The organism is Amycolatopsis sp. cg13, from assembly GCF_041346965.1.
GTDB lineage: Bacteria > Actinomycetota > Actinomycetes > Mycobacteriales > Pseudonocardiaceae > Amycolatopsis.
This window is the reverse complement of record NZ_CP166848.1, coordinates 877,476-899,520: the sequence shown is the minus strand read 5'-3', so window position 1 is coordinate 899,520 and position 22,045 is coordinate 877,476. Positions and strand designations below refer to the sequence as shown.

Genomic DNA, 22,045 nt, shown 5'->3' with positions numbered 1-22,045 from the left:
ATGGACACCGAGGAGCCGGGCGATCCGCGGCGGACCATCGAACTGCTGTGGGGCGTGCCCGGTCCCCCGCGCCGGGGCCCGAAACCGAAGCTGTCGGTCGAGCACGTGGTGGCGGCCGGGATCCGGGCCGCGGACGCGGACGGCCTGGACGCGGTCACCATGCGCCGGATCGCCGACGAGCTGGGCGTCGCGACGATGTCGCTCTACACCTACGTGCCCGGCCGCGAGGAACTGCTGGAGCTGATGCTCGACCACGCGCACGGCGAACTCCCCGGCGAGCTGCCGGAGGGCTGGCGGGCCGGGCTGTCCGCGGTCGCCGAGGACCTGTGGCGGCTCTACCACCGGCATCCGTGGCTGCTGGAGATCCGCGTCGGCCGCCCGACGCTGGGCCCGCACACCTTCGCCAAATACGAGCGCGAACTGGCCGCGATGGACGAACTCGACCTCGACGACGTGCAGCTCGACGCGATCGTCAGCCTGCTCAACGGACTGGTGGCGGGGGCGGCGCGCGGTTCGGTGGACGCGACCCGTGCCGCGCGGCGCAGCGGGATGACCGACTTCGACTGGTGGAACCGCTCCGCGCCGGTGCTGGCCGAGATCCCGGCGGCGGATCCGGTGCACTTCCCGCGCGCGAGCCGGGTCGGCACGACCGCCGGGCAGACCTACGGCGGTTCTTCGGATCCCGAGCACCACTTCCGGTTCGGGCTCGGCCGCATCCTCGACGGGATCGGGCAGCTCGCCGGAGCCTGATCGCGGGAAATTGTCGGTGCCCCGGTTTACCGTTCGGAGGGTGTCGGCGGAACTGGTCCGCGGACCGGCACGAGAAGGGAGCGCGCGGTGACCGGGCAGCACGACGTGGTCGAAGCCGCTGTCGCGCAGGCGTTCCGCGATGAGTGGGGCTCCGTCGTGGCCACGCTCATCCGCGTCACCGGCGACTGGGACCTGGCCGAGGAATGCGCGCAGGACGCGTTCGCGCTCGCCGTGCGGACCTGGCCGCGCGACGGCGTTCCCGACCGTCCCGGAGCGTGGCTCACCACCGCCGCGCGCAACCGTGCCGTCGACCGGCTCCGGCGGGCGGCGGCGGGAGAGGGCAAACTCCGGGAGGCCGCGCGGCTGGCGGTCGCGGACGAACCGGCCACTGTCCACAATGGAGCCAGTGGCGTAGAAGACGACCGGCTCCGGCTCATTTTCACCTGCTGCCACCCCGCGCTCGCCTTCGAAGCGCAGGTCGCGCTCGCGCTGCGCACCCTCGTCGGGCTCAGCACCGCCGAGATCGCCCGCGCGTTCCTGGTGTCCGAATCGACGATGTCGCAGCGTCTCGTCCGGGTGAAACGCAAGATCCGCGCCGCCGGGATCCCGTACCGGGTGCCGCCCGCCCATCTGCTGCCCGAGCGCACCGCCGCGGTGCTCGGCGTGCTGTACCTGTTGTTCAACGAGGGCTACTCGGCCAGCGAGGGCGACGATCTCCAGCGCCCCGACCTCGCGGGCGAAGCCATCCGGCTGGCCCGGCTGCTGTGCACCCTGATGCCGGACGAACCCGAGGCCACCGGTCTGCTCGCGCTTCTCCTGCTGCAACACGCCCGCCGCAGCACGAGAAACCGGCCCGACGGCGAGCTGATCCCGCTCGACGAACAAGACCGAACCCGGTGGGACACCGCCGCGATCGCCGAGGGAACCGCGTTGCTCGAGGGAGCGTTGCGCCGGCGCAGTCCCGGGCCGTACCAGGTGCAGGCCGCGATCGCCGCGTGTCACGCCACCGCCGCGCGCGCCGAGGACACCGACTGGGCGCAGATCGCCGGGCTCTACCTCCAGCTGCGACGGTTCCGGCCGGGTCCGGTGGTCGAACTGAACCGCGCGGTCGCGGTCGGGATGGCCGCCGGACCGGAAGCCGGGCTCGCCCTCGCCGACCAGTTGAGCGAGGAACTGGCGGACTACCACCTGCTGCCCGCCACCCGCGCGGACTTCCTCCGCCGCCTCGGCCGCACCGAAGAAGCCCAGGTCGCGTACACCGAAGCGCTCGCGTTGGCCCGCACCGGAGCCGAACGCAGCTACCTCCGAGGAAGACTTTCGGAAATTTCTTCGCCGGAGGTGTCTGTCTCGGTCTCTTCCGTTCGTCGGGAAGGCGAACCGACCCCGGAAGGACAGCCATGATCACCAAAACCCTGCGCGTGCCCGGCGCGGAACTCCACTACGACGTCGCGGGCTCCGGACCGCTGCTGCTCCTCGTGCCCGGCGGACCCGCGGACGCCACCGCGTTCACCGCGCTGCGCCCGTATCTCACCGACCGCTACACCGTCGTCACCTTCGACCCGCGCGGCATCTCGCGAAGCCGCACCACCGAACTCGACGACGACCTGGTGGGCCAGCACGCCGAGGACGTGCAGCGGCTGCTCACCGAACTCGGCGGCGGGCCGGTCTCGGTGCTAGCCAACAGCGGCGGCGCGATCACCATGCTCGAACACACCGCCCGCTACCCCGGCGCGGTGCGGACGCTCGTCGCGCACGAACCGCCGGTCAGCCGCTACCTCGGCGAACTGCTGGCCGATTTTCCGGACATCCCGGCGATCTACCGGGAGCAGGGCATCGACGCGGCCGTGGGCGCGTTCATGGCCGCGAGCGGATTCGAGATCCCGCCGCCGCCCGAGCACCCCACCGCCGAGGAAATCGAGCAGGGCAAGCAGATGCGCGGCAACTTCGAGGTGTTCTTCGGCAAGCTGATGGGCGCCATCGGAGCCTGGGAACCCGATCTCGACGAGCTCGCCGCCGCAGCCACCCGGATCGTCGTGGCGGTGGGCGACGCCGTCGGAACCCCGGCGTACGAGGCAGGCGTCGGACTGGCCCGCGCGCTCGGCAGCGAACCCGTCCGCTTCCCTGGAGACCACGGCGGATTCGCCGGCCAACCCGAGGCGTTCGCCGTCCGCCTCGCCGAAACTCTCACCGAGGAGACCTCATGCGCTACCTCCTGATGATCGCCGGGTCCGAAGCACCTACCGAGGAACAGCTCGCGATCGGCTGCGGCGGCTGGTCCGAAGACCTGGTGGAACGCGGCATCCTCGTCGGCGGCGGAGGCCTGCACCCGCCCGCGACGGCCACCACGGTGCGCGTGCGCGACGGCGACGTCCTGCTCAGCGACGGGCCGTTCGCCGAGACCAAGGACCAGATCGGCGGCTACGCCGTGCTCGAATGCGCCGACCTCGACGAGGCCGTCGAGCACGCGTCCCGACATCCCGCCGCCGCGTACGGAACGATCGAGGTGCGGCCGCTTCTCGGCTGAGGCGCGCCCCCGAACCGAAAGGAACCCCATGCCCTCCATTGTGGAGAGAAACGAGCAACGCTACGTCGGCTACCGCGCGACGGTCGGATTCGACGACATGGCCGAGGTCGCGCACCGCATCGCCGCGATCGTCGGCGCGCTCGCCGAACGCGGCCTCGAACCCGCCTGCGCGCCGTTCTTCCGCTATTTGGTGCTCGGCACGGACATGGAGACCGTCACCGTCGAAGTCGGAGTCCCCGTCACGGACGCCGTCGATCTCGGCGACGACTACTTCAACGCCGCGCTGCCCGCCGGGAAATACGCCCAGGCCACCCACCACGGCGCGCCGAGCGGCCTCTTCGCGGCCACCGCCGACCTGCTCGCCTGGGGCGAGAAGGAGGACGTTCGCTGGGACCGCACCGTCGAGGCCGACGGCGAGCACTGGACCGCCCGGCTCGAGATCTACCGCACCAACCCGCAGGTGGAGCCGGACCCGAACAACTGGGACATCGACCTCTGCTTCCGGCTCGCGGACTGACCGGCCGGTGGCCCGGAGTCACGCGCTCCGGGTCACCAAAGCGCCCACGAGACACCCGAACCCGGCCGCGGACGCCACCGTCCGCACCGTGTTCCACCGCACCCACGGCTCCTCGAACTGCGCCCGCAGCGCGGCGAAATCGACCGAGTCCACGGCGAGCGCGTTGTTCATCGGCACGTTGATCGCACCGGTCACGATCACCATCGCCACCAGAAGCACCGCACCCGCGATGAGCCACGGCAATCCGCCTCGCGCCCCGCTCGTGAAGTGCAGCACCACCGCCGCGACGGCGAGCAGCGGCGCGCCCAGGAACGACAGCATGAACCAGCCGTTCACGATGACGTCGTTGATCCGGCGCATCGCGGTCACGAACGTGTGGTCGTCGGCCTGGGCGAGGCCGGGCATCACCGACACCGTGTACGCGTAGAACAACCCCGCGATCAGCCCCGCCGCGACCACCGCCGCCACGAGAACCGCCTTCGAAACGATCACCATCGTCGTGCCTTCCGTTTTGTCCCCCAGTACGCCCTCAGTCAACCCAAAGATCGCGAGACGATCCATCGGTTATCCGCTCGGAACCATGCGCGATCGTCTCAGCAGGAGACTCCCATGCAGCACACCCTTCCGAACGGCGTCACGCTCGGCGCCGAGCACTTCGGCGACCCGGCCGCACCGCTGGTCCTGCTCGCCGGCGGCCCCACGATGCTGTCCTGGCCGGACGCCCTCTGCGAAGCACTCGCCCGAGGCGGACGGCACGTCGTGCGCTACGACCTCCGCGACGCAGGCACCTCGACCACCGCCGATCCGAACGCCCCGGCCTACACCTTGCGCGACCTCGCCGCCGACGCCGCCGCCCTCGCCCGGGAACTCGACGACCGGCCCGCGCACCTGGGCGGAGTCGGGGTCAGCGGGATGGTCGCCCAGGTCGCCGCCCTCGACCACCCGTCCGTCTTCTCCGCCCTCACGCTCTACGGAACACGCCCCGTCGCGCCCGGCCCGGTCGACCCCGATCTGCCCGACCACGACGCGAAAGTCATGCGCAAAGTCTTCGCGCTGCCGATGCCCGATTGGTCAGACCGCGCCGCCGTGGCCGAACGCGCCGCCGTAAGCGCCGAAATTCTCGGCGACGACCCCGGCGCGGCCCGAACCGTCGCTGAACGCGTCTTCGACCGCGCGGCCAGCACGGAGCCGGTGGTGCAGCTGGCGAATCACTTGGGCATGGTGTTCTCCAAACTCGACTGCACGCCGCGATGGCGCGAACGCCTGCCGGAACTCGCCGTCCCGACCGTCGTGCTGCACGGGCGCCGAGACGCGTTCTTCCCGCTCGGCAACGGGGAAGCCCTCGCCCGCGAAATCCCCAATGCGCGGCTGGTCGTCCTGGACGATGCCGCCAGCGCGATTCCGCATGCTGCCGCCGAGGAGATCGCGGCGGCGATGCTCGCTGTTTGAACGGTCGCCGGTTCCGGGGAGGTGCCAGGCGGCCCACGCTCAACCGGTGCGACGTCGGCTTCCGGCGCGCGAACTCTTTCGCGAGCGAGCCAGCCTGCTTTGGGTCGTCGCTTGCATTCGGCCGGGGCCTGGAACCGACGCGATGGCTGCCGACTTCGTGATTCTGTCGGCACCTTGCGCCCACGGGATTTCCTTAGCCCGGAATGGAACGGCGGGCCGAGAACAGCGCGCGGCAGGAAACACGCTCCCGCCGCGTTGCCACCCGCCGCACCGCGATCCCAACCAGCCCGGAAACCCCGAACCAGCGAGCTTTCCCTTGCCGCACCGCTACTCTCAGCAGCGTGGACCCGCTCACCGCGTTGCTTGAAGGACCTCGTGCGCACGGCGCGTTCCTGCTCCGGTCCGTCCTGCGGCCGCCGTGGTCGTTGCGGATCGAGGACGAAGCGCCGCTGACCGTGCTCGCCGTCGTGCGCGGCGATGCCTGGCTGGTGCCCGACCACGCCGAAGCCGTCCGTCTGGACGCGGGCGACGTGGCCGTCATCCGGGGGCCCGAGCCGTACCTCGTCGCCGACGAGCCTGGGACGCCGCCGCAAGCGGTGATCCGGCCGGGGCAGGAGTGCGTCACCCCGGACGGCGGGCATCTCACCGACTTGACCGAGTTCGGCGTCCGCACCTGGGGCGGCGACGCGGACGGTCCGACGGTGCTGCTCACCGGGACCTACCCGACCGTCGGAGAAGTCTCGCGCCGGTTGCTCGCCGCGGTGCCGGGCGTCGTCACCGCGCGCGCCGGAGACAGCCCGGATCCGCTCGTCACGATGCTCGCCGACGAGATCGAGCGCGACGTCCCCGGGCAGGAAGCCGTCCTCGACCGGCTGCTGGACCTCCTGCTCGTCCGCGTCCTGCGCGAATGGCTCGACCGCCCGGCCGCGCCCGCCTGGTACCGCGCGCACGGCGACCCGGTGGCCGGGCACGCGCTGCGTCTCCTGCAGGACCAGCCCGAACATCCGTGGACGGTCGCCGGGTTGGCCAGCGCGACCGGGGTTTCCCGCGCCGCGCTCGCCCGGCGGTTCACCGACGCCGTAGGCGAGCCGCCGATGACTTACCTCGCCACCTGGCGGCTCGCCCTCGCCGCGGATCTCCTGCGACAGCAACCCGACGCGACGCTCACCGCGATCGCCCGGCAAGTCGGCTACCGCAGCCCCTTCACGCTGAGCACCGCGTTCAAACGGGAGTACGGCCGGAGTCCGCAGCACTACCGCCTGCGCGAACCCGCCTGAACCAGTTCCCGCACGCCGGAAGCAGGATGCCCGCGAAACGCCTGCAGTCGCGGGAAACGGGGCGTGCCAGCGCCCGGCACCACTCGGCTAACTCAGTCCTCTTCCCCGAACATCCGCGCGAACAGGCTCCGCACCTTCTCCGCCGCCCCGTCGGACAGGAACAGCTCCAGGTTGTCCGCCGACATCCGCGCCGCCGGTTCAGCGCGCTCGAACATCGCCTCCTCGAATTTCCGCACGTCGCCGCCCTGAGCGAGAACCAGGGCAAGCTCGGCACCGTCCCGCATCGCGAGGTTCGCGCCCTGTCCGGCGAACGGCGACATCAGATGCGCCGCGTCCCCGATCAGCGTCACGCCCGGCGTCGGGTCCCACCGCAGCCCGACCGGCAGCGCGGTCAGCGGATACACCAGCACCGGACCGGACGTCGCGTCCAGCAGCGCCAGGAACTCCTCCGGCCATCCGGCGTAGAGCTCCTCCAGCGCGACACGGGCGCGATCCGGGTCGTCGAACGGGATCCCCGACGTCTCCACCCAGTCCTCGGCGCACCGCAGGGTCAGGTGGACGCGGATCGTGCCGTCTCCGTTGCGCTGTGCGGAAAGCGTCTGCTGATCCCCGATCGAGGAGAAGCTGCCTCGTCCGACGAGCGCCGACGCCGCCGGGTGCGTTCGATCCGCGTCGTGGATGACCAGCTCCATCCCGTGCGCGCCGCAATAGGCCGGTTCCGCGTCGGTGAGCAGCGGACGGATTCTCGACCGCGCGCCGTCCGCGCCGATGAGGAAATCGCACTCCAGGGTTCCGCCGTCGGAAAGATGGACCTGATGCCGTCCGTCGCCGAGCGGCTCCGCGCGAGTCACCGTGTGTCCCCAATGGACAGTCCCCTCGGGGAGCGCGTCGAGCAGCAGTTTCCGCAGCGCCGGGCGGTCCGCCTCGGGACGGCCCCAGCGCGCGTCGCCCTCGTCCGGGGTGATTTCCTGCCGCAGCAGGGTTCCCGCGGAGTCGTAGAGGACCATGTCCTGGCCCTCGGGACGGGCGATCGCGCGGTAACCGGCCTCCAGACCGGCCTCGCGCAGCGCCCACTGGCCCTCGTCGACCGTCAGGTCCAGCGTGCCGCCCTGCACTCGGGCCTCCGGGCCGGCGTCGCGTTCGCAGACCACGGCGTCGACGCCGTGCGCCCGCAGCACCCGCGCACAGGTGAGCCCCCCGAGCCCGCCCCCGGCAATGACGATTCGCATGATGACATCCCCTCGATACACTGTATTGACAAGATACACCGTATCGGAACCGTCCCGGTACTGTCACCCGAAAAGGAGCGAGCATGGACGAACTGGTGTGGGAACGGCCCGAACCGCCGGCGCGCGCGGCGCCGACGCCGTTGAGCCGCGCCCGCATCGTCGAGACCGCCTGCGCGCTCGCCGACGAAGGCGGGCTCGAAGCGGTGTCGCTGCGCAAAGTCGCCGCCGCGCTCGGCTCCGGGCCGATGCGGCTGTACGGCTACCTCGACACCAAAGAAGAGCTGCTCGACCTGATGACCGACGCCGTCTACGGCGAGATCCCGCTGCCGGACCCGGAAACCGAAGGCGTCGCCGCCCTCCGCGCGCTCGCGCACGGCTGCCGCGCGGCCGTCCAGCGGCACGAATGGTTCGCGGACCTGATCGGCGGACGGCCCGGGCTCGGCCCGAACGCGCTCGCCTACCTGGAGGCGTCGCTCGCCGCCGCGGCCGGGCCGGGCCCGATCGAGGACGCCGTGCTCACGGTCTTCACCGTGCACTCCTACGTGACCGGCGCCGTGCGCAGCGAGATCCGCGAGCGGCGGCTCATCAGCGACACCGGCCTCGACGAGGAAAGCTGGCAGCGCGCCGCCGCGCCGTACCTGCAGCGGATGTTCGACTCCGGCCGCTACCCCACGCTCCTGCGCACCGCGCGCGACGCCGTCCACCCCGACGGCGACGCGGTCTTCTCCGCCGGCCTCGACCGGGTGCTCTCCGGGCTCTCCCTGAGCTAGTTACCGCTTAAGCGGCAAGATGGGCGCATGAACACCGCCGCGCTGGGCCCGACGACCCGCGTCATGCACGCGATGGAACAGCTGTGGGCCGAAATCCGCAGGCGGCACGCGGACGTTCCCGAAGCGATCCTCGTGCTGGCGTCCGGAACGATGGGCACCACGACCGAGATCCACGGCCACTTCGCGCGGTCCCGCTGGCACGTCGGCGACGGCGTCGAACCGCGCGCCGAGTTCTTCCTCGGCGCGGAAGGCCTCCGTCGCGGCGCGGCCGAGATCCTCTCCACCACGCTGCACGAAGCCGCGCACGGACTCGCCGCCACCCGCGACATCGTCGACGTCAGCGACGGCCGCTACCACAACAAACGCTTCGCCGCGCTCGCCGCCGAACTCGGCCTGCGGGCGGAACAGGCGGATCGGATCGGCTGGTCGGCGACGACTGCGCTCCCCGCGACTCTCGAGGCGTACCAAGGAGAACTCTCCCGGCTCGAAGACGCGCTGACCGTGTGGCGGCACACCGAACAGGAGGTCGCGCGGCGCGCTGTCGCGGCCCCGCCGGACGATCCCGAAGGCCCGGACGAGGTGGCCGAACCGCTCGTGCCGCCGGTGGTGATCGCCCCGGTCGACGGTCGCGGCGCGCACCGCGGCGGGCCCAACTACGTCGCGGCGATCTGCCGCTGCGAACCGCCCCGCCGGATCCGCGCGGCCCGGTCGATCCTGGAGCTGGGGCCGATCACCTGCACGTTGTGCTCCGAACCGTTCATCGAGGCTTGACCGCTGCCGCAGCAACACCTACTGCTTGCATTTTGCCATCACTTCGGGCTACCGTCGCGCATCACGAGCGGAGGGGGTCGCCATGCTGAAACAGGCAGCGGAGGGCGTGCTGGTCCACCAGAGCGAGCTGCTGGAGAACAACGCTGTCGTCGTGCAGGGCCGGGCTGGCGTGCTGCTCGTCGACCCTGGGCTCACCACCGGCGAACTGGCTTGTCTCGCCCACGATCTGCGCGAACTCGGCCAGCCGGTCGCGGCGGGCTTCGCGACGCATCCGGATTGGGATCACGCGCTCTGGCACGCCGAATTCGGCGACGCACCCCGCTACGGCACCGCCCGGTGTGCGGCCTACCTGCAGGACCTGCTGGCAAAACCGGACTGGAAAACCCTTCTCGCCGAAGGATTGCCGCCGGAGATCGCCGACGACGTGCCGCTGGATCTGTTCGGCCGCATCACCGGCCTGCCCGCCGGAACCGCGTACCTCCCCTGGGACGGTCCGCGAGCCCGGATCATCGAACATCCGGCGCACGCACCGGGCCACGCCGCGCTGCTCATCGAGGAACGCGGGGTTCTCATAGCGGGCGACATGCTTTCCGACGTCCTGGTCCCGATGTTCGACACCGCCGCCGACCCGATCGAGGACTACCTGACCGGGCTACAGCTGCTGGAAGCCGTGGCGGACGACGTCGAGGTGGTCATCCCTGGCCACGGATCCGTCGCAGCCGGTCAGCTCCGCGCGCGAATCAACCTGGACCGCGCGTACGTGCAGGCCTTGCGCGACGGCCGCGAACCCGACGACCCGCGGATCGGACCGTCGGCCAAGCCCGGCTGGGAGTGGGTCAGCGATCTGCACCAAGGACAGGTCCAAAGGCTCGCCCGGATGAACGGTTGACGATCAGCCGAGCCAGCCGCGATGCAACGCCGGAGCGAGTTCGTGCGCGGCGGAATCGCGGATGGCGTTCTCGTCGTGGAGATAGCCCTCGGTGGTCGACAACGCGGCGTGCCCGAGGTCGCGTTGCACCTGGCGCGGCGGGACCCCTCGCTCGATCGCGTGCGTCGCGTAGGAGTGGCGCGCCGAATGCGGGTGGATGGTGTCGCACAACGACTGCAGGTGCGTCGCGACGAACCGGGCCTCGGCGGTGTCGAGGAGTTCCCGCAGCCGCGCGGTTTTGGGCGGCTGGCAGAACGTCGCGCACAGCCGCCGCAGCAACGCCGTCACGTGCGAAACGTGCACGCGCGCGCCGGTGCTGGTGACGAACAGCGGCTCGGCCCGGTTCGCGCCGACCTGTCCGCGCAACGCCGGGACCTGCGGCGTGACCCGGGCCGCGAGATAGGCGTCGAGCGCGTCCGCCACCGGTGCGGCCAGCGCGACCTCGCGGTCCTTGGAGCCCTTGCCGTGCACGCGAAGCACGCCGATGCCGCCCGCGGTCGGCCGCCGGTAGTCGGCCAGATCGACGCCGACGAGTTCCTCCGCGCGCACCCCGGTGCCGATCAGGATCTCGACCATCGCCCGGTCGCGCGGGCCGTTGCGACTGTGGTCGACCAGCAGCCACGCGGCCAGCAGCAACGCCCGGCACGCGTCGAACGACCAGCGCGCGGTCTGCGACGGGACGCCGGACGGCCGGTTGAGGTGCTGCGCTCGCCGGTCCACGAGCGCGGCGGGATTGTGCCCGGCCAACCCTTCCCGCAGCAGGTACTTGCGGTAGAACGCGGACACCGCCGAGAGCATCCGGCCGCGCGTCGCGTCGCGGTACCCGGCCTGGGCCAGCTCGTCCAGCCACTGCTCGACGTGCTCCACCCGGACGTCGGCGAACGAGGTGAACCCGTTGCGCAGGCACCACGGCAGCCACGCGAGCGCATCCGGATCGGTCCGCCGCGCCCGGCCGCGGCGACGGCCCGGGTCCGGCGGCTGGTAGCCGGGGACCCAGTCGAGCGGGATGCCGAGATCGGTCGCGTAGGCGACGCGGGTGTTGATCGACGCGTAGACGCGCAGGAACTCCCCGAACCGCTCTCGCGCATCCTTGCCCGCTCCCCCGGCATCGGTGAGCGCGAGGGTCATGCGCGCCCGCCCGGATACAGCGCGGCGACCCCGGCGAGCACGAGATCGATCCCGGCGAGGAACTGCTCGCGGTCGTCGTGCTCGCTCATCTGGCCCGCCATCGCCCGGGTGATCTCGTATTCCTCCGGATCCAGCGCCTCCCACGCTTCCGCCGTGGCGGCAAGGAATTCGGCCCGGTCCGCGTCCGGCTCAGTCACCTGGCTGTTCGCCGCGTTCTGCCCGGCCGCGCCCAGGACGTAGTGCATCAGGACCGACGTCGCGGTGAACCAGTGCTCCTCGGGCACGCCCAGCGCGCGGACCCGGCGGCCGAGGCTTTCGAGGATCCGCGGCGTGACCGGGCCGCCCGGACTGCGGGACAGCTGGAGCAGCAGCTGCGCGGCAAGCCACGGGTGCGCGTCGATCGCGGAGAACAGCCCGAGCGCGACCGCGTGCACTTCCTCGCGCGGCGAGCCCGCCGACTCCGCCGCCAGCGCGTCCGCCACCACCGCGTCGGTGGCGGCGACCAGCAGCTCGCCCTTGTTCGCGACGTGCCAGTAGATCGCCCCGGGGCCGGTCGCGAGCCGTTCGGTGAGCACCCGGAAGGTCAGGCCGCTCTCGCCGGCCGCGTCCAGCAGTTCCACCGCCGCCTCGACGATGCGCTCCCGAGAGAGCGCCTCCGTACGCCGCTGTGCCCGGCGCGTCCCCGTAGCCATGTGCCCATCTTGACACATCTGGAGCGCCGTTCCAATATGGAATGGCGTACCAGAACCCTCCCTTTCGAAGGAGCCGTGTCATGAACACACCCGTCACGATCGTCGGCGCCGGGCTCGGCGGTCTCACGCTCGCCCGCGTCCTGCACGTCCACGGAATCCCCGCCGCCGTCTACGAAGCCGAGCCGTCCCCGGCCTCGCGTGCCCAGGGCGGCCTGCTCGACATCCACGACTACAACGGTCAGCTCGCCGTCGAAGCCGCCGGTCTGACCACCGAATTCCGCAGCCTGATCCTGGAAGGGAGACAAGAACTGCGGCTGCTCGCCCGGGACGGGACGGTGCTGTTCAAACAACCCGACGACGGCACCGGCGGCCGCCCCGAAGTCCACCGCGGCGAGCTTCGGCAGCTGCTGATCGACTCGCTGCCGGAGGGCACTGTCCACTGGGGACACAAAGTCAGCGGCGTGCGCGCCTTGGCCGAGGGCTACGAGGTCGCGTTCGCCGGCGGAACCACGGTGACCACGGACCTGCTGGTCGGCGCGGACGGCGCCTGGTCGAAGGTCCGGCCGCTGCTGTCCTCGGCGAAGCCGGAGTACAGCGGGGTGTCCTCGGTCGAGACCTTCGTCTACGACTCCGACCGCCGGTTCCCCGCCACCGCCGAAGCGGTCGGCGGCGGGATGCTGCTGGTGCTCGCGCCGGGCCACGGCATCACCGCGCACCGCGAGCGAGACGGAATCCTGCACGCGTACGTCGGGCTCGAACGGTCGCTGGACTGGTTCGACGGCATCGATTTCGCCGACGCGGCAGCCGCGACCGCGCGGATCGCAGCGGAGTACGAGGGCTGGTCGACGGCGTTGACCACGCTGATCACCGAAAGCACCACCGCGCCGGTTCTGCGGCCGCACTACGGCTTGCCGATCGACCACCGGTGGGAACGGGTGCCCGGCGTGACCTTGATCGGCGACGCCGCGCATCTCGCCCCGCCGAACGGAGAAGGCGCGAACCTGGCGATGCTCGACGGAGCCGAACTCGGGATCGCTCTCGCCGCCCATCCCGGCGACATCGAGGCCGCGCTCACTGAGTACGAGCAGGCGATGTTCCCGCGCAGTGCGGAAACCGCCGCCGAGGGCGCGCACCTGCAACGGCAGATGTTCGGTCCCGACGCCCCGAACGGCCTGCTCGCCGAGTTCGTCGCCGGTACCTAGGCCTGGACGGGTCCGTGAAGGGCTCCTTCCGGGAATTAGATTCCCTCAAGGAGCCCTTCACGGATCGCGAACTCACCCGGCTTCCCGGAGAGAGGCGGAGAGCGCGCGGGCCTCGAGTTCGGTCATCCGGCCGGTCTCGTACGGCACGCCGTTGACCCACCGCTGCGTCAGCCGGGCGATCCGCTCGCCGTACCGCTGCGCGGTGACCCGGTCGCCGCTCGAACCGGCGTCCTCCGGCCCGAGGTCGGCGTGGCTCTGGCTCATCAGCCCCAGCCACGAGCCGAGCCGGTTGAGGTCGTCGCGGGTCCCGCCGCTCCAGTTGTTGCCCGGCATGTCGCCCACGCCGACCCACTGCATGCCCAGCTGCGCCGCGAACACCGACAGCTGCTGCAGCACCGCGAGCTTGTCGCCGCTCTGCGACGCGGACATGGTGAACCCGCCGGCCAGTTTGTCCTTCCACGCCTGCGTCGTGAACGGCGTGAACGCGGCCTCCATGAACGCCTTGAACACGGCCGACACGCTGCCCATCAGCGTCGGGCAGCCCATGACGATCGCGTCGGAACGGTCCAGCAACGCCATGACCTCAGCGTCGTGCCAGCGGCCCGCGGTGACGTCCTCGGCGCGGATGTCGACGAGGTGCACCTGCACGCCCGGCACCTTCCGAACCCCTTCGGCGAGGTGCTCGGCCAGGAGGCGGGTGTGTCCGTGCACCGAATGGCAGACGACGGTCACGGTGGCGTGCGGGATGCCGTCAACGGCATTGGCTGTCATGCGAAAACTTCTTCCGGTCGTGGGGAAATCCCCTGCTTTCTCCCCATCTCATCCCGATCGCCGGACGCCATCAACGCCGTTCTCCGGCACCCAGCAATCGGTGCCACCGATCGATCGGACTAGCCTGATCCGGTGGACAGGATCGAGCTGGAAGCGTTCGTCACGGTCGCGGAGGAGCTCCACTTCGGCCGCGCCGCCGAACGCCTGCACCGCGGACAGCCGACCGTCAGCGACGCCGTCCGCCGCCTCGAGAAAACGTTGGGCGGCAAGCTGTTCCACCGCACCAGCCGCCGCGTCTCGCTGACCGATCTCGGCGAAGCGCTCCTGCCCGACGCGCACGCCACCCTCGCCCAGCTGCGCCGGTTCCAACAACGCGGCCGCTCCCTGGCCGGTGGCGACCGAGCACGCACCACCCTCGTCGTCGCCCACGCCGAATACACCGCGCACCAGGTGCTGCTGCGCTGTCTGCCGCAGCTGCGCGAGCGGTTCCCGGACGTCACGATCGTCCCGGAGCCGATGCCGACCACCGCTCAGCTCGCCGCCCTGCGCGCGGAAACCCTCGGGCTCGGCATCGGCTGGGCGACCGGCGGGATCGACGGCGTGCGGGCGAGGGTGCTGTCCGCCGAACGGTTCGTCGCGCTCGTGCCCGCGGCGCATTCCCTTGCCGGACACGCCGAATTGAGCGCCGCCGAGCTGTCGTCGACCGCGTTGCTGACCTGGCCGCACCAGATCAACAGCGGCCTGTGCGACCGGCTGCTGTCCGCGTTCCGGATCAGCGGGGCGGACCTGCGGATCATCCGGACCGCGGACAGCGTGCAGGCGATCGCCGCCCACGTCGCGGCCGGGACGGGCATCGGGATCACCGTCGAGTCGGCGCTGGACCATCAGCCGCCCGGGCTGCGGATCATCCCGCTGACCGGTCCTTCGACGACCGCCGACCAGGTCGTCCTCCTGCCGGAAACTCCGTCCGAAGTCGCGCTGTCCCTGCGAGATCTGCTGCTGAAGGCCTCTTTGCCGGGTTAGGGACACGCGCCGGACAAGATCCGGCCGTGCAGCTCCACCAATCGCGCGCTGGGATCGACTCCCAGTTCGTTGCGAAGGCGGCGGCTCAACCCGGCGTACCGGCGAAGCGCGTCCGCCTGCCGGCCGTGCCGGCACAGCACCGTCATCAGCTGCGCGGCGATCCGTTCGTCCAGCGGATGTTCGGCGGCGTAGTGGTTCAGCGGGCCGAGCAGCTCCGACGACTTGCCTTCCCGCAGGCAGATGTCGAACAGATCCAGCTCCGCCCCGAGCCGTTCGGCGGCGAACCGGGCACGCAGATCGACCAGCCACGCGGCGTCGACGTCGACGAACGGAACGCCGCGGCACAACGACAACGCCGCTTCGTAGGACTGTTTCGCCCGCCGCCGGTCGCTGCCCGACTTCCGCGCCCGCGACACCAGGCCGCGGAACCGGCACAGATCGATGTCGTCCTCGTCGACGATCACCACGTATCCGCGGTGCCCGCGCGTCAGAACCAGCCGGTCGCTGTCCTGGAACACCGCGCGGAGCCGGGAAACGTAGCTGTAGAGCGCGTTGTGCACGCGCGCCGGCGGGGAGCCGTTCCAGACCCGGCTGATCAGCTCGCCGGTCGAGATCTGGACGTTCGGCTGGATGAGGAGCGCCGCGAGAAGCCGGCGCTGCCGCGGCGGGCCCAACGCGAGAATCCTTTCGCCGAAACGTATTTCGACCTCTCCGAGAACCCTGACCTCGGTGCCGCTCACGGAACCTCCCTGGGTTGTTTCCGGGATACCAGTCCCGCCGCCGCGGTTTCAAGGTGACGCCAAGGTTTCGACAAGGCGCCCCGGCCACGATGGGGCACGGCCCGGGCAGCGTCGCCCCGTATCGGGAACGCGCCCGCCGGCTTTCGCCCGCCCCGGCGCGATTCCCTGCTGCCGCGAACGGAAATCGGGAGGTGAAAGCCCCATGCTGTACCGCCACTGACCCGGCAAGCGCGGGCGCGTCGCAGGCCGCGGCGCGCCCGCTCCGACCTCGGCATGCTCGGCTGGAGGACGTCTTGGCAGTGCACGACGACCCGTACTACGAGCCGCTCGACCCGCGCGTGCTCGCCGATCCGCACCCGTATTACCGCAGGCTGCGCGAGGCGCATCCGGTGTACTGGCACGGAATGCTGGGCTCCTGGGTCGTCACCGGACACGCCGCCGGACGCCAGGTGCTCGCCGACACCGCCCGCTACGCCTCGGACTTCCGCCGCGCCGGGATCGACGTTCCCGCGGCGTCGGTGAACCTGCAGCAGCTCGACCCGCCGGAGCACACCGGGATCCGCCGCCTGCTGGTCTGCGCGCTGCACCAGGTGCCGCAACGCGCGATGGCCGACCGCCTGCGCGCGACCATGACCGCCCGGCTGCGCGCGCTCTCCGACGACCGCCCGGCCGACCTGGTGTGGGGCTTCGCCCGCCCGGTCGCGCTCGACGCGATCAGCCGCTATCTCGGCGTGCAACCGCCGGACGGCGAGGAGTTCGAGCGTTACTCCAACGCCATTGTGCGCAGCATGGATTCCGGTCTCGACCCGTCCCGCGCGGAGGCCGGGGACCACGCTCGGGCGCGGTTGAGCGAACTCGTCGCCGGCTGGTTGGCCGACGACAATCAGACCGGTTTCGTCGCCGCCGCCCGCCGAGCGCGGTACGTCCGCCCCGGCATCTCCGCGGACCTGCTGGCGAACTCGCTCCGCGCCGTCCTGCACGCGGGTTACGAGTCGTCCAGCCGCCTGCTAGGTGCGGCTTTGCTGCGGCTGGCGCGCCGACCCGGCCTGCTGGATCCGTTGTCCGCCTTGGACGGCGCGGACGATCTCGCCGACGAACTGGTCCGCCTCGACGGTTCCGTGCAGGCCGACGGCCGGATCTGCGTCGCCGACGGAGAACTGGGCGGCCAGCACATCCGGCGCGGCGACGTCGTGATCGTGCTGCTGGCCGCCGCGAACCGCGATCCCGCGGTATTTCCTTGCCCGGACGAGGTGAATCCGCGGCCCCGGCGCGGCCTGCACCTCGGATTCGGCCGCGGCGCGCACTCCTGCCTCGGTGCTGCGCTGGTCAATCTGCAACTGCGCACGCTCTTCGACTGCTTGCGGGACAACGGAATCACACTGACCTTGGCCGGTTGTCCGGAGTGGGAGGACACCGCGACCCTGCGCGGGCTGACCTCGCTGCCGGTCCAAGTGTCGATCCGGCGGAAAACCTCGGCGCACTGGCGGTAGGTTGCCGGAAGGGGCGGGTTTTCCGGGCAGGGGGCGACGGTGCTGGACGTGCGGCTGTTCGACGTCGACCGGGCAAGCGAGCAGGACTGGGATGAACTGCACGAGCTGCAGTTTTCCGTCTATCAGCTCGAATTCCCGGAACGTCCGGCGTTGACGCGGCAGGAGACGATCTCCGCGTTGCGCGTGCCGCAGGGCCAAGTGGGCGAGCAGCTGGTGTGGACCGCGCACCGGGACGACCGCCTCGTCGCCAGGGCGATCGTGAACCTGCCCGCCGACGGGCGTCTCGCCATCGTGCGGATCCAAGTGCATCCGGACGTGCGCAGGCAGGGCATCGGGACGGAGTTTCTCCGGATTGCCGAGGCGATGCTGCGGGAACGCGGCCGGACCCAGGTCGAAGGACGGAACCTCACCGTCGGCGGTCCCGGCGAGAGCTGGGCTCAGGCGCTCGGCTTCCGGTTCGTGCACACCACGATCCTGCAGATCCTGGAACTGAGCGACGTCGACCGCGAGCGGTGGGACGTCGCCGTGCCCTCGGGGTACCGGCTGGTGCGGTGGATCGGCGCCGCGCCGGAGGACCTGGTCGAGGCGTTCGCCAAGGCTCGTGCCGCGATCGGTGACGCGCCGCTCGGCGAGTCCGAGCTGGGCGCCGTGGAGTGGACCGTGGACCGGGTCCGCCGGGTGGAAGCGTCGTATCGCGAGCGGGACATCGAGCACCGGACGGTCGTGGCGGTCGGTCCTGGCGGCGAGATTGTGGGCCTGACGGAGATGGAAGTGCGTCCGCTGCTGCCGCAGCGGTTGCGGCAGGGCGACACCGCCGTGCTCGCCGCGCATCGCGGACACGGGCTGGGGCTGGCGATGAAGGCCGAGATGCTGCGGTGGTTCACGGCGGACCGGCCCGACGCGGCCCAGGTCTGGACCTCCACCGGCGCGGGCAACACGCACATGATCGAGGTGAACCACCGGCTGGGGTTCGCGACGGAGCGGAAGTTCAGCGTGGTGAGCCGGTCGCTTTAGGGGACTCACTGCCAGGGAGCGTCTGCTAGCGGCGGGGCCGCTGCCTCGACTCCACCTCGGGTTCGGCGGGCCGGGCCCGCACTTCTGCATCGGTGCCCATCTCGCGCCTCTGCACCAGCACCCTGTCCATCGACCTCCCGCACAGGCGCTTCCCAGCTCCTGCGATCGATGTACCTCAAACGGCATCCTCCGGCTGCCCCTCGTAGCCGGTCCGGTCCCAGCCTCCTCGCCAAGACGCGAAATTTCTCCCCGGCACCCGCCTCCGAGGGCGTTCGCAGACTCGCCGAGCCACCTGCGCCGCAACCATATTAATAATCTCAGTTATCCATATGATTGACACTATCCAAGTCTTGCCCCAGGTTTGAGTTTCAAATCACGAACCCTCCGTTTAAGTATTGATACTGAAACTGTAGGGTGGGCTCCACCTGCGGAAAGGGGCATCGATGGAGACGGGCGGGCCGCCGATTCGGCGTGGAAGCCGGGAGGAACGGCGGGAGGCGACCGTGCGCGCGTTGGCCGCCGGAGACGAGGCGGGGTGTGCCTACTGCGGCCAGCCGCTGCCGCCTATCCCCCGCCAAGGCGGGCGGCCGACGCCGTACTGCCCGGCCGATCCGGAGCGGTACGGCAAGTGGGGTGCGAAGGTCGTCACGTGCGCGATGCTCGACGAGCAGCGCGAGATCTGGGTGACCGTCTACGGGCCCGACCAGCCGATGACCCTGCTCGACACCCAGGCGCTCGACGAGCAGCTCGGCTCCGCGCTGTCGGCGCTGGACCCGTTGCACGCGGAGCTGTCCGCGCTGCGCACGCACGTCACCGACCAGACCGCGGCCGCTCTCAAGGCACGGGAAGAGGCCGAGGCGGCTCGCGACGAGGCGCTGGAGCAGGCCCGGGTGGCGAACGCGGAGCGGGCGCAGGCGGTAGCGACCGCGGAGGACGCGCGCGAGGCTGAGGCAGCAGCCAAGAAGCAGTCCGAAGTGGACCGGGCCGAACGGGACAGCGCGCTCGAGAATGCTTCTGCGGCAAGGAAAGCGCAGGAAGCGGCGCTGGCCGTCCGCGACCAGGCCGAGAACAACCGTCAGCGTGCGCTGGAACAGGCCGCCTCGGCGCATGACCGGGTGACGGCGTTGCAGCGCGAGATCTCGGCGTTGCGCGCGACGGCGGTCGAGGATCTCGAACAGGCCCGTCGCGACGCCGCGGAAGCGCAGCAGGAACTCCGGGCGTCACTGACCGCCGAGCACGAAACCCGGTTGCGCGACCAGGAACGGCGGCTGCGGGAGCAGGCAGCGGAGGCGGACGAGCGGGTGCGCGGGGTCCAGCTCGCGGCCGATCAGCGGGTCGCCGAGTCTGCCGCGCAGTTGAGCCAGGCGACCAAGGGATATGCCGAAACCTTGGCACCGCTGCACGCTGAGCTGGGAGAACTGCGCGCTCGCGTCTCCGCGCAGCAGGCCGAACTGGACGAGTTGCGACGGCTCCGCGAAGCCGAGGAAGCTCAGGAATCGGAGCAGCCGGAAGAGCAGGCGACTGGGCACTGACGAGGCCCGGGTGTGGTTGAATGACCTCAAGTCGCTGGATCTTCCCGGCGGACTGTCCCGCCTGCGGTGCTTTTCCTGGCCCGCATCGGCGCGCTCCCTACAGCGAGCACTTCACCGATCCCGGCCTCGTCAGGTCGTCCCCAGCCATGCCCACGAAACGGAGCAGAACCATGCCCACCGAACGCCTCACCAACGGCACCGAACGAGAACTCCTCGAAAACACGCTCGACCGCAACCGCGAAGCACTCGTCGAAACCCTGCGCGGCCTGTCCGAAGCCGACGCCCGACGGCGCCTCGTCGCGTCGCTGTCGACGCCGATCTCTGTGGTCAAGCACGCCGCCGCAGCGGAACGCATTTGGTTCCAACGCTTCTGGGCCGGGCTCGAGGAGTCCGAATGCGACGGTTACTCGAAGCGCGATGTCGGCACCTTCACCGTCACCGACGACGAGACCGTGGCCGACGTGATCGCCGAGTACGAACGCGCCAGCCAGCGGTCGAGGGAGATCGCCGCGCGCTTCGAACTGGACGACACCAAGGATTTCCCTGGCGAGGGAACCGTCAGCATGCGCTGGACGCTGCTCGCGATGATCCAGGAATTCGCCCGCCACGCCGGCCACGGCGACATCCTGCGCGAGCAGATCGACCAGCCGCTGCCCTGACTCCCCTGGCTGCTGGTGTTCGGCCAGGAACGGCGGGAGCACGTCGAAACGCGGCCGGTGACGTCTCGGCGACGACCTGGTCCGGCTGTCATCCCAGCCAGGCGGCGAAGTCCAACAGAGCGGGGTGTTCCTTGCGCAGCGCTGAAATGTCCGCGTGCCAACCACCGTTGTTGGCGAAGTCGTAGCCCGCCACCGCATCAGGATCACGGCCGGTCAGCGCTTCGCGCGGGATCGGCCGGTAGGCGACCGGCTCCCCCGTCGCCCGCGCGATGGCCTGGGCGATCTGCGGCATGGTCAACTCGTCTCCGGCCAGTTCGATCGTGCGTGCGGCGTACTCGGCCGGGCGGGTGAAGGCCAGCGTGGCGAACGCGCCGATGTCGTCGGCCGCGATGAGCTGGACTGGCGTTTCGGGCAGGAAAACGTCGGTCAGCACGCCGTCGCGGACGCCCAGCTGCGGGTGGATCTGGTTCTCCATGAACCGGACCGGACGCAGCGCCGTCACGGGAAGGCCCAGATCGCGGGCGTAACGCTCCAAAGCGGACTTGGTCTGCCAGCGCGTGATGCCATGCGGGGCGTCGGCCGAGGCGACGGACGCGTACACGAAGGTGCGGACACCGGCCGCTGCGGCAGCGTCCGCGATGTTGCGGCCGTAGCGGAGTTCGTCGTCGAGGGTGAAATCGGGCGGCGTGCCGGGATAGCCGAGGGTCGGCTGGACGCTGAAGACGCCGTCGGCCCCTTTGACGGCCACGTCGAGCGAAGCGCGGTCGCCCAGGTCGCCGCGGACGAGTTCGGCACCGGCGGCTTCGAGTGCTTGTGCGGCGGAAGCGTCCGGGTCGCGGACCAGCGCGCGGACGCGTTGTCCGGCGGCCAGCAGCCCGCGAGCCGTCGCCCCGCCTTGGGTGCCGGTCGCTCCGGTGACGAGGACGGTGGCCATTTTTCCTCCTGCTGCACGGATTTCGCCCAAATGGGGAGAGTCCCCACTTTTCTTCGGCTACGATACGGGGACAGTCCCCGATTAGGCAACCAGGAGGCGGCGATGCGGGCCGACGCCCAGCGGAACTACGACCGGCTCGTGGCGGCCGCGCGGGAAGTCTTCGCGGAGCATGGCGCCGACGCGCCGCTGGACGACATCGCGCAGCACGCGGGCGTCGGGAATGCCACGCTCTACCGCCACTTCCCCACTCGGCAGGCGTTGCTGGAAGCGGTCTTCCACGGCCACATCGACGCCCTGTGCCGACAGGCCGACGAGTTGCGGTCCGCGTCGTCGCCGGGTGCCGCGTTGAAGGAATGGCTGGGCGAGGTCGTCGCGTACGGGAGCGCGAAACGCGGGCTCGCGGCCTCGTTGCTGGCGGCCTTGGGCGAGGAAAGCTCAGCGTGTCGTGCGGCGGTTTTCGAGGCAGCGCAAGGGCTTCTGACCCGGGCGCAGGACGCTGGCGAAGTCCGGGCAGATGTGTCGGCCGGGCAGGTGTTCAAGCTGGTCAACGCTGTCGCGCTGGTCACCGAGACGGAGCCGGACGCGCCCGGGCAAGCGACCAGTCTGCTCGACCTGATCTTCGACGGCCTCGCCAAGCCCTAGCCG

At 70.8% G+C, this 22,045-nt stretch carries 24 protein-coding genes; 17 read left to right on the top strand and 7 right to left on the bottom strand.

Going from position 1 to position 22,045, the window contains the following annotated elements; all coding sequences use genetic code 11:
• From AB5I40_RS03890 to AB5I40_RS03870, 5 genes are all read left to right on the top strand, one after another.
• Positions 1-750 (top strand): TetR/AcrR family transcriptional regulator, encoded by a 750-nt coding sequence (locus tag AB5I40_RS03890; RefSeq protein ID WP_370937029.1) that lies wholly within the window; start codon positions 1-3, stop codon positions 748-750.
• Positions 751-837: 87 nt separating this feature from the next.
• The gene (locus AB5I40_RS03885) at positions 838-2,151 is read left to right on the top strand and encodes an RNA polymerase sigma factor (RefSeq protein ID WP_370937028.1); all 1,314 of its coding nucleotides are present in this window, start codon (positions 838-840) and stop codon (positions 2,149-2,151) included.
• Positions 2,148-2,966 (top strand): alpha/beta fold hydrolase, encoded by an 819-nt coding sequence (locus tag AB5I40_RS03880; protein WP_370937027.1) that lies wholly within the window; start codon positions 2,148-2,150, stop codon positions 2,964-2,966. Before AB5I40_RS03885 ends, AB5I40_RS03880 begins: the two co-directional genes overlap by 4 nt.
• Entirely contained in the window at positions 2,951-3,274 is a 324-nt protein-coding gene (locus AB5I40_RS03875) for a YciI family protein (protein ID WP_354741815.1), read from the top strand. The genes AB5I40_RS03880 and AB5I40_RS03875 overlap by 16 nt, the downstream gene beginning before the upstream one ends.
• A 28-nt stretch (positions 3,275-3,302) precedes the next feature.
• Positions 3,303-3,791 (top strand): GyrI-like domain-containing protein, encoded by a 489-nt coding sequence (locus AB5I40_RS03870; protein WP_370937026.1) that lies wholly within the window; start codon positions 3,303-3,305, stop codon positions 3,789-3,791.
• An 18-nt stretch (positions 3,792-3,809) separates the two neighbouring features.
• On the opposite strand, the gene AB5I40_RS03865 is transcribed toward AB5I40_RS03870, so the two are convergent.
• Complete coding sequence (locus AB5I40_RS03865; RefSeq protein WP_370940445.1) at positions 3,810-4,286, bottom strand: DUF1772 domain-containing protein; 477 nt, start codon at positions 4,284-4,286, stop codon at positions 3,810-3,812.
• A 114-nt stretch (positions 4,287-4,400) separates the two neighbouring features.
• On the opposite strand from AB5I40_RS03865, the gene AB5I40_RS03860 reads away from it, so the two are divergent.
• Together AB5I40_RS03860 and AB5I40_RS03855 are read left to right on the top strand one after the other, a co-directional pair.
• Positions 4,401-5,240, top strand: coding sequence for an alpha/beta fold hydrolase (locus AB5I40_RS03860; RefSeq protein ID WP_370937025.1), 840 nt, complete (start codon positions 4,401-4,403; stop codon positions 5,238-5,240).
• Between the two features lie 341 nt (positions 5,241-5,581).
• Complete coding sequence (locus AB5I40_RS03855) at positions 5,582-6,517, top strand: AraC family transcriptional regulator (RefSeq protein ID WP_370937024.1); 936 nt, start codon at positions 5,582-5,584, stop codon at positions 6,515-6,517.
• A 92-nt stretch (positions 6,518-6,609) separates the two neighbouring features.
• On the opposite strand, the gene AB5I40_RS03850 is transcribed toward AB5I40_RS03855, so the two are convergent.
• Positions 6,610-7,746, bottom strand: a complete 1,137-nt coding sequence (locus tag AB5I40_RS03850) for an FAD-dependent oxidoreductase (RefSeq protein ID WP_370937023.1) — start codon at positions 7,744-7,746, stop codon at positions 6,610-6,612.
• Between the two features lie 83 nt (positions 7,747-7,829).
• Between AB5I40_RS03850 and AB5I40_RS03845 the strand changes: the two genes are divergently transcribed.
• The 3 genes from AB5I40_RS03845 (at position 7,830) to AB5I40_RS03835 (ending at position 10,176) form a co-directional block, all read left to right on the top strand.
• A complete protein-coding gene (locus AB5I40_RS03845) occupies positions 7,830-8,516 on the top strand; it encodes a TetR/AcrR family transcriptional regulator (RefSeq protein WP_370937022.1) in 687 nt (228 codons plus the stop codon).
• A gap of 27 nt (positions 8,517-8,543) precedes the next feature.
• Positions 8,544-9,287, top strand: coding sequence for a hypothetical protein (locus AB5I40_RS03840; RefSeq protein ID WP_370937021.1), 744 nt, complete (start codon positions 8,544-8,546; stop codon positions 9,285-9,287).
• Positions 9,288-9,369: 82 nt separating this feature from the next.
• A complete protein-coding gene (locus AB5I40_RS03835) occupies positions 9,370-10,176 on the top strand; it encodes an MBL fold metallo-hydrolase (RefSeq protein ID WP_370937020.1) in 807 nt (268 codons plus the stop codon).
• Between the two features lie 3 nt (positions 10,177-10,179).
• Here AB5I40_RS03835 and AB5I40_RS03830 read toward each other — a convergent pair whose 3' ends face one another.
• Together AB5I40_RS03830 and AB5I40_RS03825 are read right to left on the bottom strand one after the other, a co-directional pair.
• Positions 10,180-11,343, bottom strand: coding sequence for a tyrosine-type recombinase/integrase (locus AB5I40_RS03830; RefSeq protein WP_370937019.1), 1,164 nt, complete (start codon positions 11,341-11,343; stop codon positions 10,180-10,182).
• Positions 11,340-12,035 carry a TetR/AcrR family transcriptional regulator gene (locus AB5I40_RS03825; RefSeq protein ID WP_370937018.1) on the bottom strand — a complete coding sequence of 232 codons (696 nt, stop codon included), beginning with the start codon at positions 12,033-12,035 and terminating at the stop codon, positions 11,340-11,342. The genes AB5I40_RS03830 and AB5I40_RS03825 overlap by 4 nt, the downstream gene beginning before the upstream one ends.
• Before the next feature lie 80 nt (positions 12,036-12,115).
• Here AB5I40_RS03825 and AB5I40_RS03820 point away from each other — a divergent pair, with 80 nt between their 5' ends.
• A complete protein-coding gene (locus AB5I40_RS03820; RefSeq protein WP_370937017.1) occupies positions 12,116-13,237 on the top strand; it encodes an FAD-dependent oxidoreductase in 1,122 nt (373 codons plus the stop codon).
• Between the two features lie 72 nt (positions 13,238-13,309).
• On the opposite strand, the gene AB5I40_RS03815 is transcribed toward AB5I40_RS03820, so the two are convergent.
• Positions 13,310-14,008, bottom strand: coding sequence for a flavodoxin family protein (locus AB5I40_RS03815; protein ID WP_370937016.1), 699 nt, complete (start codon positions 14,006-14,008; stop codon positions 13,310-13,312).
• 132 nt (positions 14,009-14,140) lie between these two features.
• On the opposite strand from AB5I40_RS03815, the gene AB5I40_RS03810 reads away from it, so the two are divergent.
• A complete protein-coding gene (locus tag AB5I40_RS03810) occupies positions 14,141-15,031 on the top strand; it encodes a LysR family transcriptional regulator (RefSeq protein ID WP_370937015.1) in 891 nt (296 codons plus the stop codon).
• Here AB5I40_RS03810 and AB5I40_RS03805 read toward each other — a convergent pair.
• A complete protein-coding gene (locus AB5I40_RS03805; RefSeq protein WP_370937014.1) occupies positions 15,028-15,771 on the bottom strand; it encodes a BTAD domain-containing putative transcriptional regulator in 744 nt (247 codons plus the stop codon). The genes AB5I40_RS03810 and AB5I40_RS03805 overlap by 4 nt on opposite strands.
• A 299-nt stretch (positions 15,772-16,070) precedes the next feature.
• Here AB5I40_RS03805 and AB5I40_RS03800 point away from each other — a divergent pair, with 299 nt between their 5' ends.
• The 4 genes from AB5I40_RS03800 to AB5I40_RS03785 all read left to right on the top strand — a co-directional run bounded on the left by AB5I40_RS03800 (position 16,071) and on the right by AB5I40_RS03785 (position 20,466).
• A complete protein-coding gene (locus tag AB5I40_RS03800) occupies positions 16,071-17,261 on the top strand; it encodes a cytochrome P450 (protein WP_370940444.1) in 1,191 nt (396 codons plus the stop codon).
• 39 nt (positions 17,262-17,300) lie between these two features.
• Positions 17,301-18,275 carry a GNAT family N-acetyltransferase gene (locus tag AB5I40_RS03795; RefSeq protein WP_370937013.1) on the top strand — a complete coding sequence of 325 codons (975 nt, stop codon included), beginning with the start codon at positions 17,301-17,303 and terminating at the stop codon, positions 18,273-18,275.
• 503 nt (positions 18,276-18,778) lie between these two features.
• The gene (locus tag AB5I40_RS03790; protein WP_370937012.1) at positions 18,779-19,807 is read left to right on the top strand and encodes a hypothetical protein; all 1,029 of its coding nucleotides are present in this window, start codon (positions 18,779-18,781) and stop codon (positions 19,805-19,807) included.
• A gap of 170 nt (positions 19,808-19,977) precedes the next feature.
• Entirely contained in the window at positions 19,978-20,466 is a 489-nt protein-coding gene (locus AB5I40_RS03785) for a DinB family protein (protein ID WP_370937011.1), read from the top strand.
• Between the two features lie 88 nt (positions 20,467-20,554).
• Here the strand turns inward: AB5I40_RS03785 and AB5I40_RS03780 are convergent, their stop codons facing one another.
• Entirely contained in the window at positions 20,555-21,400 is an 846-nt protein-coding gene (locus AB5I40_RS03780) for an NmrA/HSCARG family protein (RefSeq protein ID WP_370937010.1), read from the bottom strand.
• A gap of 102 nt (positions 21,401-21,502) precedes the next feature.
• On the opposite strand from AB5I40_RS03780, the gene AB5I40_RS03775 reads away from it, so the two are divergent.
• Positions 21,503-22,042, top strand: a complete 540-nt coding sequence (locus AB5I40_RS03775; protein ID WP_370937009.1) for a TetR/AcrR family transcriptional regulator — start codon at positions 21,503-21,505, stop codon at positions 22,040-22,042.
• The last annotated feature ends 3 nt before the right edge of the window (positions 22,043-22,045 follow it).